The 15,787-nt window shown below is 37.8% G+C and carries 13 protein-coding genes; 10 read left to right on the top strand and 3 right to left on the bottom strand.

What is annotated here, in order from left to right:
* Positions 1 to 75 precede the first annotated feature (75 nt).
* Entirely contained in the window at positions 76 to 3,627 is a 3,552-nt protein-coding gene (gene nifJ / locus EZY12_19555) for a pyruvate:ferredoxin (flavodoxin) oxidoreductase (GenBank protein ID QSX66940.1), read from the bottom strand.
* 401 nt (positions 3,628 to 4,028) lie between these two features.
* Here nifJ and EZY12_19550 point away from each other — a divergent pair, with 401 nt between their 5' ends.
* Both EZY12_19550 and EZY12_19545 read left to right on the top strand, forming a co-directional pair.
* Positions 4,029 to 4,325 (top strand): hypothetical protein, encoded by a 297-nt coding sequence (locus EZY12_19550; protein QSX66939.1) that lies wholly within the window; start codon positions 4,029 to 4,031, stop codon positions 4,323 to 4,325.
* Between the two features lie 4 nt (positions 4,326 to 4,329).
* The gene (locus EZY12_19545; protein ID QSX66938.1) at positions 4,330 to 4,737 is read left to right on the top strand and encodes a type II toxin-antitoxin system VapC family toxin; all 408 of its coding nucleotides are present in this window, start codon (positions 4,330 to 4,332) and stop codon (positions 4,735 to 4,737) included.
* A 2-nt stretch (positions 4,738 to 4,739) separates the two neighbouring features.
* Here EZY12_19545 and EZY12_19540 read toward each other — a convergent pair whose 3' ends face one another.
* Together EZY12_19540 and EZY12_19535 are read right to left on the bottom strand one after the other, a co-directional pair.
* Entirely contained in the window at positions 4,740 to 5,417 is a 678-nt protein-coding gene (locus EZY12_19540) for a response regulator transcription factor (GenBank protein ID QSX66937.1), read from the bottom strand.
* 1 nt (position 5,418) lies between these two features.
* On the bottom strand, positions 5,419 to 6,540 hold the full coding sequence (locus EZY12_19535; GenBank protein ID QSX66936.1) for a HAMP domain-containing histidine kinase: 1,122 nt from the start codon (positions 6,538 to 6,540) through the stop codon (positions 5,419 to 5,421).
* A 256-nt stretch (positions 6,541 to 6,796) separates the two neighbouring features.
* Between EZY12_19535 and kdpA the strand changes: the two genes are divergently transcribed.
* From kdpA to EZY12_19495, 8 genes are all read left to right on the top strand, one after another.
* Positions 6,797 to 8,494, top strand: coding sequence for a potassium-transporting ATPase subunit A (gene kdpA, locus EZY12_19530; GenBank protein ID QSX66935.1), 1,698 nt, complete (start codon positions 6,797 to 6,799; stop codon positions 8,492 to 8,494).
* 79 nt (positions 8,495 to 8,573) lie between these two features.
* Positions 8,574 to 10,640, top strand: coding sequence for a potassium-transporting ATPase subunit KdpB (kdpB, locus tag EZY12_19525; GenBank protein ID QSX66934.1), 2,067 nt, complete (start codon positions 8,574 to 8,576; stop codon positions 10,638 to 10,640).
* Between the two features lie 35 nt (positions 10,641 to 10,675).
* On the top strand, positions 10,676 to 10,879 hold the full coding sequence (gene kdpF / locus EZY12_19520; GenBank protein ID QSX70741.1) for a K(+)-transporting ATPase subunit F: 204 nt from the start codon (positions 10,676 to 10,678) through the stop codon (positions 10,877 to 10,879).
* A 134-nt stretch (positions 10,880 to 11,013) separates the two neighbouring features.
* The gene (kdpC, locus tag EZY12_19515) at positions 11,014 to 11,625 is read left to right on the top strand and encodes a K(+)-transporting ATPase subunit C (GenBank protein QSX66933.1); all 612 of its coding nucleotides are present in this window, start codon (positions 11,014 to 11,016) and stop codon (positions 11,623 to 11,625) included.
* 14 nt (positions 11,626 to 11,639) lie between these two features.
* Positions 11,640 to 12,761, top strand: a complete 1,122-nt coding sequence (locus EZY12_19510) for a sensor histidine kinase KdpD (protein QSX66932.1) — start codon at positions 11,640 to 11,642, stop codon at positions 12,759 to 12,761.
* Between the two features lie 199 nt (positions 12,762 to 12,960).
* Complete coding sequence (locus tag EZY12_19505) at positions 12,961 to 13,491, top strand: universal stress protein (protein ID QSX66931.1); 531 nt, start codon at positions 12,961 to 12,963, stop codon at positions 13,489 to 13,491.
* 187 nt (positions 13,492 to 13,678) lie between these two features.
* Complete coding sequence (gene hoxE, locus EZY12_19500) at positions 13,679 to 14,191, top strand: bidirectional hydrogenase complex protein HoxE (GenBank protein ID QSX66930.1); 513 nt, start codon at positions 13,679 to 13,681, stop codon at positions 14,189 to 14,191.
* Positions 14,178 to 15,782: an SLBB domain-containing protein gene (locus EZY12_19495; GenBank protein QSX66929.1), complete on the top strand. Its 1,605-nt coding sequence runs from the start codon at positions 14,178 to 14,180 to the stop codon at positions 15,780 to 15,782. Before hoxE ends, EZY12_19495 begins: the two co-directional genes overlap by 14 nt.
* Positions 15,783 to 15,787 lie beyond the last annotated feature (5 nt).

Genomic DNA, 15,787 nt, shown 5'->3' with positions numbered 1-15,787 from the left:
TCGGTTGAGAAAAAATGCAAGTTAATAAAAGTGTAATGTTGGGTAACATGAGCGTCAACCCAACCTACTTAGATATTACCTATTCGCTAAATATTGATACATTTCCCATCTTGCATTTACTTCTGCTTGCGCTTGTTCTAGCAACAACTTTGCAACCTCCGGTTTACTCTTCGTCAACATCTTGAAGCGGTTCTCTTGATACATTGACTTTTCCACCGATTCAGAAGGCGCTTTCATATCCAATTGGAGAGGATTTTTACCCTGTTCTTGTAATGCCGGATTATAGCGATATAACAACCATCTTCCTGAGTCTACTAAGGCTTTTTGTTGTTGTAAACCTTTAGTCATATCAATCCCGTGAGCAATACAATGACTGTAAGCAATTATGATTGATGGTCCATCAAAAGCTTCCGCTTCTAAAAATGCTTTGAGTGTATGTTCATCTTTTGCACCTAATGCGACGCTGGTAACATAAACATTACCATAGGTCATAGCCATTAAACCTAAATCTTTCTTTGGTGCAGGTTTTCCTCCAGTCGCATATTTAGCGATCGCACCTTTTGGAGTGGCTTTAGAAGATTGTCCACCTGTGTTAGAATAAACTTCTGTGTCCATGACCAAAATATTCACATTTCGACCTGTGGAAATTACATGATCAATGCCACCAAAGTCTATATCATAAGCCCAACCATCACCCCCAACTATCCACACACTTTTCTTGACTAAATAATCAGCTAAGGATTTTAGATTTTGGATTTTGGATTTTAGATTTGCGTCTTTTGTAGTTTCCGCAATCTCTGCCAATTTATGTTTGAGAATTGCCACTCTTTCTCGTTGGTCCCAAATATCTGCTTCGGTTTTTTGTTCAGCTTTGAGAATTGCATTAACTAAATTATCGCCAATTTCACTACTTAATTGTGATAATAATTCTCCTGCAAATTCCGCTTGTTTATCTAAGGATAAACGATAACCAAAACCAAATTCGGCGTTATCTTCAAATAAACTATTAGACCATGCTGGACCTCTTCCTTCGGCGTTTTGAGAGTAAGGTGTTGTGGGGAGGTTTCCACCGTAGATGGAAGAACAACCTGTGGCGTTGGCAATGAGTGAGCGATCGCCAAATAATTGTGTTAATAATTTAAGGTAGGGCGTTTCTCCGCAACCAGCACAAGCACCAGAAAATTCAAACAACGGTTCTTGCAATTGTTGTTGACGAATTTGGTTTAATTTCAATCTTTTCCGGTCAGGATTGGGTAAACTCACAAAGAAATTCCAGTTTTCCCGTTCTTGTTCCCGCAATGGTAACTGGGGACTCATGTTAATTGCTTTGCGGGTGGGTTCTACTTTGTTTTTGGCAGGACAGATACTGACGCAAATTTCACAGCCTGTACAGTCTTCTGGGGCTACCTGAATGGTAAATTTCTGGTTAGCAAAATCCTTATCTTTAGCGTTATTTGATTTGAAGGTTGTCGGTGCGTTAACTAACTCACTAGGTTGATAAGTTTTCGCACGAATAGCCGCGTGAGGACAAACCATCACGCATTTACCGCATTGAACGCAGACATTCTGATCCCAAACGGGTATTTCTTCAGCAACGTTGCGTTTTTCCCATTTTGCAGTTCCACTAGGGAAAGTTCCGTCAGCAGGTAACGCACTCACAGGTAAATCATCACCTTCCCACACCATGATTTTACTAAGAACATTCTCCACAAATTTAGGTTTGGTGATTGATAATTGCTTTTCTTCTCTATTACCTATTACCAATGACCTATTACCTACTTCATGGAGATTTTCTAAGGTGTTGTCTACTGCTTTTAAATTCATGTTGACAACTTCCACGCCTTTTTTACCATAGGTTTTTTCTATGGCTTGTTTGATTTTAGCAATTGCTGCTTTTTCTGGTAATACTCCCGCTAAGGCAAAGAAACACACCTGCATGATAGTATTAATTCTGTGTCCCATGCCACTATTTTTCGCTACTTGACTGGCGTTAATAGTGTAAACTTTCAGGTTTTTGTTGATAATTTGCTGTTGGACTTTTGGAGGGAGATTTTCCCAAACTGTACCAGCATCATAAGGACTATTTAACAACAAAGTTGCCCCTGGTGCAGCAGCTTTGAGAATATCAATACTTTCGACAAATCCCCAATGGTGACAACCGATAAAGTTAGCTTTGTCTATGAGGTACGTTGAGCGAATTTTTCCTACCCCAAAACGTAGATGAGAAACTGTCATTGAACCGGATTTTTTGGAGTCATAAACAAAGTAACCTTGGGCGTTATTTTCTGTGCCTTCTCCGATAATTTTGATGGAGTTTTTATTTGCACCAACTGTACCATCTGAACCTAAACCATAGAACATAGCGCGAACTACATGATCTGGTTCTGTAGAGAAATTTTGGTCAAAATTCAAAGAGGTGAAACTGACATCATCATTAATCCCAATTGTGAAATGATTTTTGGGTTTGATTTGGGTGAGATTATCAAAAATACTCTTCACCATTGCGGGAGTAAATTCTTTAGAAGAAAGTCCATATCTACCCCCCACAATTTTTGGAAATGTAGTTTTTTTCCAGCCTTCGTAAATTGCTGTCACCACATCTAAATATAATGGTTCTCCTGCACTTCCTGGTTCTTTTGTTCTGTCAAGAACTGCGATAGATTTGACACTATTTGGTAATGCTTCTATAAATCTGGATACATCAAAAGGGCGATAAAGTCGGACTTTTAAAACTCCGACTTTTTCCCCTTCTTTATTGAGATAATCTACAGTTTCATGGACAGTCTCACAACCAGAACCCATGATCACAATTACTCTCTCTGCATCTGGTGCGCCATGATATTCATAAAGTTTGTAATATCTGCCTGTGCGTTCACCAAATTTATCCATGATCTTTTCGACAATATCGGCACAAACATGATAATAAGGGTTTGCACCTTCACGAGATTGGAAATAAACATCGGGGTTTTGGGCTGTTCCTCGTAATACTGGTTTATCTGGTGTTAAGCAGCGTTGACGATGTGCAGTTACTAAAGATTGGGGAATTAAAACTTGTAGATCTTCATCAGATAATAATTCAACTTTCTGCACTTCATGGGATGTTCTAAACCCATCAAAAAAGTGCATAAATGGCACTCTTGTTGCTAAAGTTGCTGCATGAGAAATAAGTGCAAAATCATGACTTTCCTGTACAGAAGCTGAACACAAAAAAGCGAAACCAGTCGCTCTTGCAGCCATAACATCACTATGATCACCGAAAATAGATAAGGCGTGTGTAGCTAAAGAACGAGCAGAAACATGAAGGACAAAACTGGTTAATTCTCCGGCAATTTTGTACAAGTTAGGAATCATTAATAATAATCCCTGAGACGCGGTAAAAGTTGTACTTAATGCCCCTGTTTGTAATGCCCCATGGACAGCAGCAGCAGCCCCTCCTTCGCTTTGCATTTGGGTGACACTGGGAACTGTACCCCAAAGATTCGGTTTATTCTCGGACATCCAAGCATCAGCCCATTCACCCATATTTGAAGATGGAGTAATTGGATAAATGGCAATTACTTCGTTTAATTTGTAAGCTACACGGGCAACGGCTTCGTTACCATCAATGGTGGCAAAAGATTTGTTCATGATTTTCTGTCTGTGTGTCTTTTCTGGTTGTTTAAACTGTATACAGAGAAACCAAAAAGATAAGCATTAGAAATAGCTAAAGTCAGGAAGTTAATTTGTGATATTTTCTACAGTTTTATTAATTGAGGATAATGAATTATAAGTTATTTTGACTTTTAGCCAATATTTTAATTTTAGCAGGTGGTAAATATTCTATCTATATCAATATTAAGGTTGTACTCAATCTTGATTATCTTTCATTTATCAATGTTTGATGATTTTCATGGGGTGGAGGTGCGGGAGGTTTTTTGAGATGATAATTGATAGTTATCCAAAACTACATCTCTGATTTTTGGGAAAAGTCGGGGATATCATAATTGTGCTAGAATAGTATCTAACCTCAAAAAAGATGTGGTAAAAATATGAACAATACATCTCTTAAAGAAAAAACCGCCTTTAAACGCATTTCAGCGATTGTAGAAAATCTGATTGCTGATAACAGTGTGTATCAAGAAAGATTGAATCAAGATCAAATGATTCAGAAAATATACGAACTGTTTACTAAACCAAATTCTGGTGATGATATAAACACAATTGCTGAAGATGACTTGACAGAAAGAATTAACCAGATTTTAGTAGTACACGCAATGGCAGGTTTATTAGATGATTTTACACCAGAAGAAATGGCAATATTTGATGAAGCGGTGAAACGGAAATAAGTAAATGACATATCTATTAGATACTAACATCTTTACAGCAATTATCAAGCGTGATCCAAAAATAACTACTAAGTTAGAAATTGTCACTCGTCAACAGCAAAAACTTTTCATAAGTGGAATGACTTATTATGAAATTAAAAGAGGTCTTTTAGCAGTAAAGGCTACGAGAAAATTAATTGATTTTGAGAAATTATCTTATGAATACAAGATATTGCTATTAGATGATATGGCAATATTTCAGAAAGCGTCAGAAATTTATGCTAATTTAAAACTCATAGGTTTACCAATTCAAGACGCGGATATATTTATAGCAGCTACAGCGATAATTCACGATTTAATCTTAATTTCCCACGATTCTGATTTATTAAGGATCAAAGAATTGAAATTAGAAGATTGGTTACAAGAGGAATAAAATTAAATTAAATCATTTTTAATTAACCGTTTTTGTAAAGCTACGACAACAGCTTGAGAGCGATCGCTAACTTCTAACTTTTGTAAAATAGTATGGACGTGTACCCGTACTGTTCCGGGTGTAATATAGAGTGCAAGAGCAATTTCTTGATTAGTTTTCCCTGCTGCCAATAGTGATAAAATTTCTTGTTCTCTTTGTGTTAATTTATGAGCAGGTTTTAAGATATTTTCAGATTCCAATTGGTGATGATGATCTCCCAAAGCCGAACGAATTTCCCTAGTAGCCGTTTCATCCCACCAAGATGCCCCAGCAGCCACAGAACAAAGTGCCAATACCAATTTTTCAGATGCAACACCTTTAAGACAATAACCTTGAGCGCCTACTTCAATTAACCTCGTAATCAGAGATTTTTGCGAATGGGAAGTAAGAACTAAAACTGGCAAATTGGGATATTTTTGTTTAATTTGGTAACAAGCTTCAATACCCCCCATTCCTGGTAATCCTATATCTAAAATAACGACATCGAGAGAATGTTGGTTGACTAATTCAATGGCTGTTTCACCATCTTCTGCTTCAGCAATAATCTCCAAACCAGGTTCTTGCTGCAATCGCACACGCAAGCCTAAACGGAAAAGTTCATCATCCTCAACTAGGAGGATTTTTATGGGGGTAGAAGACATCTCATATATTTGAAAAAGATTGAAATGGCAAAACAGGGAGCTTGAAGCCAAAAATGGCACCATTGGGAACTCTGTTTTCTGCCCATATTATACCGTTATGAGCTTCAATAATTTGCCGAGATAAATAAAGTCCTAATCCCGAACCTTTAGCTTGGCGTTGGGAAAGCACGCCATAATCGCTATGTCCTTGGTAAAATCTTTCAAATAAGTGAGGAAACTGTTCATGTTGAATACCTGCACCTGTGTCTAAAATTTTCACAACTTGATAAGAAGTTTGGGGTTCTAAAACAACTTCGACATGATCACCGCGTCGAGAATGGTTGATAGCATTAATCAGAAGATTACTAAAAACTCGTTGCAGTTGCAAAGCATCACCATTAACCCAAAGAGATCGCTTCCAATCGGAGTTACCATAGTTTAATGATAGATGAATGCGACGATTTGCCGCTAATTCCATCAAAGTAGCCATTACCGTTTCTGCTAATATGCTTAAATCCACAGGGGCTAAATCCAGTTTTAAGCCTTCAGTATCATTGCGATAAACATCTAACAAAGTTTCTAATAAATCTAGGGAAGTTTCATGACTACGTGCCATTGTGTCCAAAACTTTTTTCTGAGTTGGTGAAACTACGCCAAATTTTTCTTTTTGAAAAGCTTTAATAGTTTCAATTGCTCCTAAAAGTGGTGTTTTTAAATCGTGGGTAAGTGTGGAAGCAAAATCTTCTCTTAGTCTCACCAATTGGGCTTGGGCTTGTAGTTTAGTTTGAGTAAGAGCAATGGCTTTTTGAGATTTTCGCAATCGTTGACTTAAAAATCCTGTGACTATTAACGCAATAGACGCAATAACTCGATTCGCAAAAGTAGAAGCTTGAATTACTTCATTTCCAGGTATCCACACATTTAACATAGTTAGAAAAACAGCAATAAATGTTGCATTTGTTGTTGCTATTCCCCCAAACCAAGAATTGACTAATAAAATTGCTCCACTGTAGAGATATCCAAACACATAGTCATTTGGGGTGGAATATTCTAAACCTCCTAAAAAGATAAATATAGTCACAATCAGTAATATTTTACCGAGTTGTAAATTATTGTTTATTAATTTCTTTTTTAGATATGTCATTTACAAATTCACCTTTGATCAATTTATTTAACTATAGCAATCGTCAAGCTTCAGATCCCCGACTTCTTTAAGAAGTCGGGGATCTTATTTACTTTCTAAACACTGATATATATCTCTGGCTAAACACCTGTATATCAAAGTTAAACATTTTTTATATCCTTCTATGCCTTGTTTTTATGTTGAAAATCATTAATGATATAAACTCATCTAAATAAAGATTGTGTTTAATTTATCATTTTAGGAGCTTTTATAATTCATGTTACAAGGTTGGATACAAATTGCATTGACATTAATTATCGTCATTGCTACTACTCCTTTATTGGGGAGATATATTGCTCGCATTTTTCTAGGAGAAAGAACACTACTTGACTCTGTGTTAAATCCTTTAGAAAAAATAATTTTTGTCTTAATTGGAGTCCGTCCTCAAGATGAAATGACAGGTTGGCAATATGCCAAAGCGATACTTTACAGCAATGTTGTCATGGGAATTTTAGTATTTACAATCTTGATGACACAAGCATGGCTACCATTCAATCCAACAGGGTTAGGTACACCGACTTGGGATACAGCATTGCACACAACTTTTTCCTTTTTAACTAATACAGATCAACAACATTATTCTGGAGAAACAACATATAGTTATGCCAGTCAGAGTTTCGCTTTGGGTTTTTTGATGTTCGTTTCATCAGCCACAGGTTTATCAGTAGGAATTGCCTTTATTCGGGGTTTAACTGGCAGAACTTTAGGTAATTTTTATATTGACATTACCAAATCAATTACCCGGATTTTGTTGCCCATGTCAATAATTATGGGACTGTTATTCATCATGGCTGGTGTGCCAGAAACCCTGGCAGGAGTAGCAACAGCAACAACATTAGAAGGAGCAACACAAGCGATCGCTCGTGGACCAGTTGCTCATATAGAAGCAATCAAGCAAATTGGTGAAAATGGTGGTGGTTTTTTTGCTATTAACTCCGCACATCCCTTTGAAAATCCCAGTGGTTTTTCTAACTTATTACAGACTTGGGGAATGATTTCTATTCCCACAGCCCTAATTTACACTTACGGCATATTTGCTAATAATATTAAACAGGCATGGTTAGCATTTTGGATGGTTTTTAGTATCTTTACAATCTTGTTAATTGTAGCTGCAATTGGAGAATATCAAGGAAATCCTCTAGTTAATTCCCTACTAGGTTCACAACAACCTAATTTAGAAGGAAAAGAAGTTCGATTTGGTTGGGCGCAAAGTTCATTATTCGCAACTATAACAACTGGAACAATGTGTGGGGCTGTTAACGCATTACTCGATTCATTTATGCCCTCCGGTGGGCTAGTATTCCTATTTAATTTATTCTTGCAAATCATCTGGGGTGGACAAGGAACAGGGACAGCATATTTATTTATCTACTATATTTTGGCAGTATTTTTAACTGGCTTAATGGTAGGACGAACTCCAGAATTTTTAAGCCGTAAAATTGAGAAAAAAGAAATCGTTCTTGCCAGCGTTGTTTTGTTAGTTCACCCCTTCGCCGTTCTCATTCCTTGGGCAATTGTCTTTGCCTTTCCTGATAATCTTTCAGGTATTAGTAACCCAGGTTTTCATGGCGTTTCTCAAGTAGTTTATGAATATGCTTCCGCAGCAGCAAATAACGGTTCTGGCTTTGCAGGACTAGGTAATAGTCAACCAGCCCCAACAGCACTTTGGTGGAATATTAGCACTATTTTCAGTATTTTAGCAGGACGTTATATCCCTATTATTGCCTTATTGCTATTGGCAGATAGTATGTCCAATAAACAAGCAGTTCCGATCACTTCCGGTACTTTGAGAACCGACACTGGTTTATTCACCGGAGTTACAGGAGGAGTAATTTTAATTCTGGGGGCGCTGACCTTCTTTCCTGTATTAGTTTTAGGACCAATTGCAGAATGGTTTTTGATGGGTAAATCATAGCCCCCTCCTCGCTTGCGGGGAGGGGGTTGGGGGTGGGGTCATTCTTTGAAGTTGTGCATTTTCAAATAACTAAATATCCATGAAAACTACAAAAACTCGACAAGAACGGAAACATACTCCCAAAGTTAAAACTACTGGAATTTATGCTCGGGCATTTAAACAAGCGTTTGTCAAATTAGACCCACGCAATATGCTCAAAAATCCAGTTATGTTTTTAGTTTGGGTAGGGACGATTGTTACGGCTTTAATGACTGTGGATCCAAATATTTTTGGGGTGACTCCTGGTAATAACCCGCGACTTTTTAACGGTCTAATCACGATAATTCTATTCCTTACTTTGGTTTTTGCAAATTTTGCGGAAGCTGTGGCTGAAGGCAGAGGAAAAGCCCAAGCTGACTCTTTACGGGCGACAAAATCCGATGTTACAGCTAGAAAACTTCTTACTGACGGTACTATTCAAGAAGTTAATTCTGCTACTTTGCGTCGTGGTGACCAAATTAAAGTTATTGCTGGTGACGTTATCCCCGCAGACGGAGAAGTAATTGCTGGAGTAGCTGCTGTTGATGAATCTGCTATTACTGGAGAATCTGCACCAGTATTGAAACAACCAGGAACTGATATTGCTAGTTCTGTAACAGGAGGAACGCGCATTAATTCTGATGAATTAATCATTAGGGTCACATCAGATCCAGGTCAAGGTTTTATTGACCGCATGATTGCTTTAGTAGAAGGGGCTTCTCGCACTAAAACACCCAATGAAATCGCTTTAACTGTACTTTTGGCAGTGCTAACTCAAGTTTTTTTAGTGGTAATTGTCACTATACCTACAGTCTCAGTTTATGTTAAATCACCTGTAAGTATTGCGGTTTTAATTGCCTTATTAGTGGCACTAATTCCTACCACAATTGGCGGCTTATTAAGTGCAATTGGCATCGCGGGGATGGATAGAGTTGCTCAATTTAATGTCATAGCCACATCTGGAAGGGCAGTAGAAGCCTGTGGAGATATTAACACTTTGGTTTTAGATAAAACGGGAACAATTACATTAGGAAACCGCATGGCAGAGGAATTTATTCCTGTTAAAGGTCATTCCCTTGATGAAGTTGCCCAAATTTCTTTAGCATCCAGTATTTTTGATGAAACTCCCGAAGGAAAATCAATTGTTAAATTAGCCGAAACATTAGGAGCAAAATTAGATTTTGATCCCAAAACAGCCGAAGGTATTGAATTTTCAGCAAAAACGAGAATGAGTGGAATTGACTTACCCAATGGGATAGAAATTCGCAAAGGGGCTGTAGATGCAATTAAAGGATTTGTGCGTTCCCGAAATGGACAATTAACACCAGAATTAGATACAGCTTATGAGCGAGTTTCTAAATTAGGGGGAACACCATTAGCAATTTGTCAAAATGATGATGTTTATGGGGTAATTTATCTCAAAGATATTATTAAACCAGGGATTAAAGAACGTTTTGATCAAATGCGGAGAATGGGAATCAAAACTGTGATGCTGACAGGAGATAACCGTCTGACAGCTTCAGTAATTGCCGAAGAAGCTGGGGTAGATGATTTTATTGCGGAAGCCACACCAGAGGATAAAATTGAAGTAATTCGTAGCGAACAAGCTCAAGGCAAATTAGTGGCTATGACTGGAGATGGTACTAATGATGCCCCAGCTTTAGCTCAAGCAAATGTGGGGGTAGCAATGAATTCTGGTACACAAGCAGCAAAGGAAGCTGCTAATATGGTAGATTTAGATTCTGACCCGACTAAATTAATTGATATCGTTACTATTGGTAAACAATTACTAATTACTCGTGGGGCTTTGACAACTTTCTCTCTCGCTAATGATATCGCTAAATACTTTGCCATTATTCCGGCAATCTTCCCTGGTATTGGTGTTAGTGGTTTAAATATTATGGGTTTGGCAAGTACCCAATCAGCGGTTTTATCAGCTTTAATTTACAACGCTTTAATTATCCCAGCTTTGATTCCTTTAGCATTAACTGGTGTGAAATTTCGTCCTCTCACTGCTAACCAACTTTTGCAACGGAATATCTTTATTTACGGATTAGGTGGGGTGATTGCTCCTTTTATTGCCATCAAAATTATTGATGTTTTTATTACATCTGTAGGATTAGCTTAAACAATTTTGGATTTGAAATTATGGAATATTTATCAATGGCAATTTCTAAACGAAATCGTGTTCCTCTGGGTCTGTTTTTACTACTTTGCTTTAACTTATTACTAGCACCAGCAGTTCAAGCAGCAACTCCAGCAGTAGAATCAAGATTTTCAGCTTACACAATCACTTTATTGGGACTTGTGATTCTGAGTCTTTCTATTTATTTATTTGTTGTCATTTTTCAACCAGAGAGATTTTAATGAGGATTAATAAGATCCCCAACTTCTTTTTTATTTTGTTAATAAATTATGAATTGATCTCAGAAGTTGGGGATCTGGGTTAAGTGACAACCCAACAAAAACTTAGATACTTTTGAAAATGGAGAACTTTAAAAATGAGTCAAAGACATCAAATTAGTAAAGCGATTCGTGCAACTTTAGTTTTGTGGGTATTAACAGCTTTTATCTATCCACTATTTATGTTGATTTCGGGACAAGTTGCTTTTTCTTATCAAGCCAATGGTAGTTTAATTAAAAATTCTCAAGGTGCTATTATTGGTTCAGAATTAATCGGTCAACCTTTTACAAGTGAAAAGTATTTTTGGAGTCGTCCTAGCACTACCAATTACAGCACCGCAAACCCAAAAAAGGATGAAGCCAATATTTTGAAAACTGGGATATCTGGTGCTAGTAATTTAGCTCCCAGTAATCCCGCATTGTTAGAACGGATTAACGGGAATGAAGGGGAAATCAAACGACTGAAAAAAGCGGGTATCCAACCTACTGCGGATTTAGTGTATACTTCTGGTTCGAGTCTTGATCCTCACATTACCCCGGAAAGTGCTAAGGTACAAATTACCCGCATAGCCAAAGCGCGAGGAGTTGAGCCTCAGCAACTGGAAACTTTAATTGCTCAAAACACTGATGGTCGCTTTTTGGGTATATTTGGTGAACCTGGAGTAAATGTTTTAAAACTAAATCTAGCAGTGGATAAAATTAGCAAATAAGTAGGAAATTATTCATGTTCCCTCCCAATACCCTATCCCCTGACAGTTCTTATATCCGTCCTCCTCGACGAGGAAAACATAAAATTTTCATTGGTATGGCTCCTGGTGTTGGTAAAACTTATAGAATGCTAGAGGAAGCACATCAACTTAAAAAAGATGGTATTGATGTTGTCATTGGCTTTTTAGAAACTCATGGACGCAAAGATACCGCTTTAAAAGCCCTAGAATTAGAGGTAATTCCTAGAAAAGTCATTCTTCATAAGAATATTAACCTCGAAGAAATGGATACAGATGGGATTGTATCGCGCTTTCCCCAACTGGTTTTAGTTGATGAATTGGCACATACAAATATCCCTGGTTCAACTAGAGAAAAACGCTATCAAGATGTAGAGTTAATTTTAGCAGCCGGTATAGATGTTTACTCTACTGTTAACATTCAACATTTAGAAAGTTTGAATGATTTGGTGGCAAAAATTACGGGTGTCGTGGTGCGAGAACGCATTCCAGATCTGCTTCTAGATGAAGCTAATGCTGTGGTTGTAATTGATGTGACTCCAGAAACTTTGGAAGAACGTCTGCGAGAAGGTAAAATTTATGCTCCTGATAAAATTGAGCAATCTTTAGAAAACTTTTTTCAGCGTCGCAACCTCATTGCTTTGCGGGAATTAGCATTAAGAGAAGTCGCTGATACCGTTGAAGAAGAAGCAAATACCTCCATCTCTGCTGGGCAAGTTTGTAATGTCCATGAACGAGTTTTAGTGTGTGTATCTACTTATCCAAACTCAATTCAATTATTACGTCGTGGAGCGCGACTTACCAATTATATGAATGCTAGGTTGTATACTGTATTCATCGCAGATCCGGAACGTTTCTTGAGTAAAGCAGAAAGTTTACATATTGATACTTGTGAAAAACTTTGCAAGGAATTTGCTGGTGAATTTATTCATGTTAAAAGCAACAGTGTTCCTAAAACAATTGCCCAAGTCGCTGCCAATCATCATATCACCCAGATAGTTATTGGTGAAAGTCAGCAACCTCGATGGAAAAGATTTTTTAAACGCTCTTTTACCCAACAATTGCTAGAGTTAATCAGAGATCAAAAAATAGATTTACACATTATTGGCACGGAGAAATAGATTTTCATGAATATTATAAATATTTGTTAATCTATCCTCGTTGAGATGTAATTTTGCTCTTTTTTGGATAAAGTAAATATCATACCTTAAAAATCTATCCTCACAGAGGTTTCAAATTTTCTGTGTATAAGTGTAAGTATCAAACTAAAAACAGGATATAGTAATTATCAGTAATTGGCAAGGTAACATCGAGGTATATATGTTTAACAGAATTTTAGTTGCATTAGATCGTTCAGAAATGAGTATCAAAGTTTTTGAACAAGCTTTATCTTTAGCAAAGTTAACATCTGCAAACTTAATGTTGCTGCACGTGTTATCCCAGGAAGAAGATGGTAGCCCTGAAGCCCTGATTTTCCCCAATATTGACTACTATCCAGGTTTAAATGAGCAAAGTTTTAAATTATACCAAGAACATTGGGAAAAATTTAAAAATGAAGGTTTGCAGATGTTACAGTCATTGATCACCCAGGCTAATACATCTGGTGTTAACACGGAATTTACGCAAAATACTGGTAGTCCAGGCAAAATGATTTGTGAATTAGCCAAATTTTGGAATGCTGACCTGATTGTTATGGGACGACGGGGACGTTCTGGACTAGCGGAAGTCTTTCTGGGTAGTGAAAGTAACTATGTTTTACATCATGCCCCTTGTTCAGTGCAGATTGTCCATCTTCCCGTTAGTTCTAAAGCAGCAGATGCTACTTCAAAAACTACAACTTTTAGTAATTAATATCAAATTACGATGAAGCTGCATAGAATAAAATTTCAAGAATTATTAAACGCAGATAAACGCAGATAAAGACGGATGAATTCATGGATTTTATGATTCTGTACAGCCTCACATAAAATTGGTATAAAACAAACGGTAATTGGTAAATATTTTTACCTCTTATCAGTCTCTTTGAAGTGGAAAAAATATGAAAACATCAGTTTCACCCTCTTCAACTCATCCCAGTGGAGATAAGCGTTTAAAGATGTTAGACGCAACTATTAAGCGTCATCAATATCAACAAGATGCACTTATTGAAATTCTTCATCGGGCTTCCGAACTATTTGGTTATTTAGAACTGGATTTATTACTTTACATTTCCCATAGCCTGAAATTACCACCTAGTCAGGTTTATGGTGTGGCAACTTTTTATCATTTGTTTTCCCTTGCACCTAAAGGGGTTCATAACTGTGTGGTATGTACGGGTACTGCTTGTTATGTCAAAGGCTCTCAGAATATCTTAACCAACTTAGAACAATTTACGCAAATTCACGCAGGGGAAACTACCCTTAATGGTCAAATTTCCTTGATGACAGCTAGATGTTTGGGTGCTTGTGGAATTGCCCCTGCGGTAGTGTTTGATGGTGCTGTTTTCGGTCATCAAACCCCGGAATCAGTTTGCGAAAAAGTGGGAGAATGGTTGCAAAATGGAACTAAATGAATTATTAGAAATTGGTCAAAAAGAACGTTCTCAACAGAAATCTGTGCAAGTTCGCTGTTGTACTGCTGCGGGTTGTCTGTCTTCTAACTCCCAATCTGTCAAAGACAATCTTGAAGTATCTGTAAAAGCTGCGGGGTTACAAGATACTGTGCAAGTTTCTGGTGTCGGTTGTATGCGGCTCTGTTGTCAAGGAACATTGGTACAAGTGGAAAACTTGGAAAATCCGACCGCATCAAAGTTGTATCAAAAAGTTACCCCAGAAAATGCAGCAGAAATTATTGCGGGGGTAAATGGAGAAGTCACAAATTTACAACAAGGTGATTTAAATCAGCCATTTTTTAGTCGTCAATTGCCGATTGTCCTAGAAAACAGTGGTAAAATTAACCCCGAACGCATTCAAGCTTACATTGCCGCAGATGGTTATCAAGCCCTTTATGAAGTGCTGCGGGAAATGAAACCCAGTCAGGTAGTAGAAACTATTACTAAAAGCGGGTTACGGGGGCGCGGTGGTGCTGGTTATCCCACTGGTTTAAAATGGGGAACGGTGGCAAAATCCCCAGGGGAGAAAAAGTTTGTTATTTGTAATGCTGATGAAGGTGATCCTGGTGCATTTATGAATAGGAGTGTATTAGAAAGTGATCCCCATCGGGTTTTGGAAGGGATGGCGATCGCTGCCTACTCCATCGGTGCAAATCAAGGTTATATTTATGTTAGGGCAGAATATCCCATTGCTATTAAACGATTAGAAACGGCAATTCATCAAGCTCAACACTTAGGACTTTTGGGTTCAAAAATCTTTGACTCTCCCTTTGATTTTAAAGTTGAAATTCGTATCGGTGCAGGTGCTTATGTCTGCGGTGAAGAAACGGCTTTAATGGCTTCTATTGAAGGTAAACGTGGTATTCCTCATCCCCGCCCACCATACCCTGCTGAGTCGGGTTTATGGGGCTATCCAACCTTAATAAACAACGTAGAAACCTTTGCCAATATCGCGCCGATTATCCGTAAAGGTGCTGATTGGTTTGCTAATATCGGCATTGGTAAAAGTAAAGGCACAAAGGTATTTGCATTAGCGGGAAAAATCCGCAATACGGGATTAGTAGAAGTACCAATGGGAACATCCTTACAAGAAATTGTGGAAGACATGGGAGGAGGTATTCCCGACGGTGGTATGGCTAAAGCAGTACAAACTGGTGGTCCTTCAGGGGGATGTATTCCTGCCTCGGCTTTTGCTACACCTGTAGATTATGAATCCTTAACCGCCTTGGGTTCAATGATGGGTTCTGGTGGAATGATTGTCATGGATCAAACCACGAATATGGTAGATGTTGCCCGTTTTTTCATGGAATTTTGTATGGAAGAATCTTGCGGTAAGTGCATTCCTTGTCGAGTGGGAACTGTGCAATTACACGGTTTATTAACAAAGATTAGTCAAGGAGAAGGTTCACTAGTAGATTTGGATTTGTTGGAGGAACTTTGCGATATGGTAAAACACACAAGTTTATGTGGTTTAGGACAGTCTGCACCAAATCCTGTTTTTAGCACTTTGCGTTATTTTCATGATGAGTATTTAGCTTTGATTAGACAATAAAAGAA

Source organism: Dolichospermum sp. DET69 (assembly GCA_017355425.1).
Classification (GTDB): Bacteria; Cyanobacteriota; Cyanobacteriia; order Cyanobacteriales; family Nostocaceae; genus Dolichospermum.
Note: the sequence above shows the minus strand (reverse complement) of the source record. Positions and strands in the feature narration are given on the sequence as shown.

Coding starts and splice junctions, on each gene's coding strand:
- nifJ (QSX66940.1), bottom strand. CDS start 3,627: ATGAACAAATCTTTTGCCACCATTGATGGTAACGAAGCCGTTGCCCGT.
- EZY12_19550 (QSX66939.1), top strand. CDS start 4,029: ATGAACAATACATCTCTTAAAGAAAAAACCGCCTTTAAACGCATTTCA.
- EZY12_19545 (QSX66938.1), top strand. CDS start 4,330: ATGACATATCTATTAGATACTAACATCTTTACAGCAATTATCAAGCGT.
- EZY12_19540 (QSX66937.1), bottom strand. CDS start 5,417: ATGTCTTCTACCCCCATAAAAATCCTCCTAGTTGAGGATGATGAACTT.
- EZY12_19535 (QSX66936.1), bottom strand. CDS start 6,540: ATGACATATCTAAAAAAGAAATTAATAAACAATAATTTACAACTCGGT.
- kdpA (QSX66935.1), top strand. CDS start 6,797: ATGTTACAAGGTTGGATACAAATTGCATTGACATTAATTATCGTCATT.
- kdpB (QSX66934.1), top strand. CDS start 8,574: ATGAAAACTACAAAAACTCGACAAGAACGGAAACATACTCCCAAAGTT.
- kdpF (QSX70741.1), top strand. CDS start 10,676: ATGGCAATTTCTAAACGAAATCGTGTTCCTCTGGGTCTGTTTTTACTA.
- kdpC (QSX66933.1), top strand. CDS start 11,014: ATGAGTCAAAGACATCAAATTAGTAAAGCGATTCGTGCAACTTTAGTT.
- EZY12_19510 (QSX66932.1), top strand. CDS start 11,640: ATGTTCCCTCCCAATACCCTATCCCCTGACAGTTCTTATATCCGTCCT.
- EZY12_19505 (QSX66931.1), top strand. CDS start 12,961: ATGTTTAACAGAATTTTAGTTGCATTAGATCGTTCAGAAATGAGTATC.
- hoxE (QSX66930.1), top strand. CDS start 13,679: ATGAAAACATCAGTTTCACCCTCTTCAACTCATCCCAGTGGAGATAAG.
- EZY12_19495 (QSX66929.1), top strand. CDS start 14,178: ATGGAACTAAATGAATTATTAGAAATTGGTCAAAAAGAACGTTCTCAA.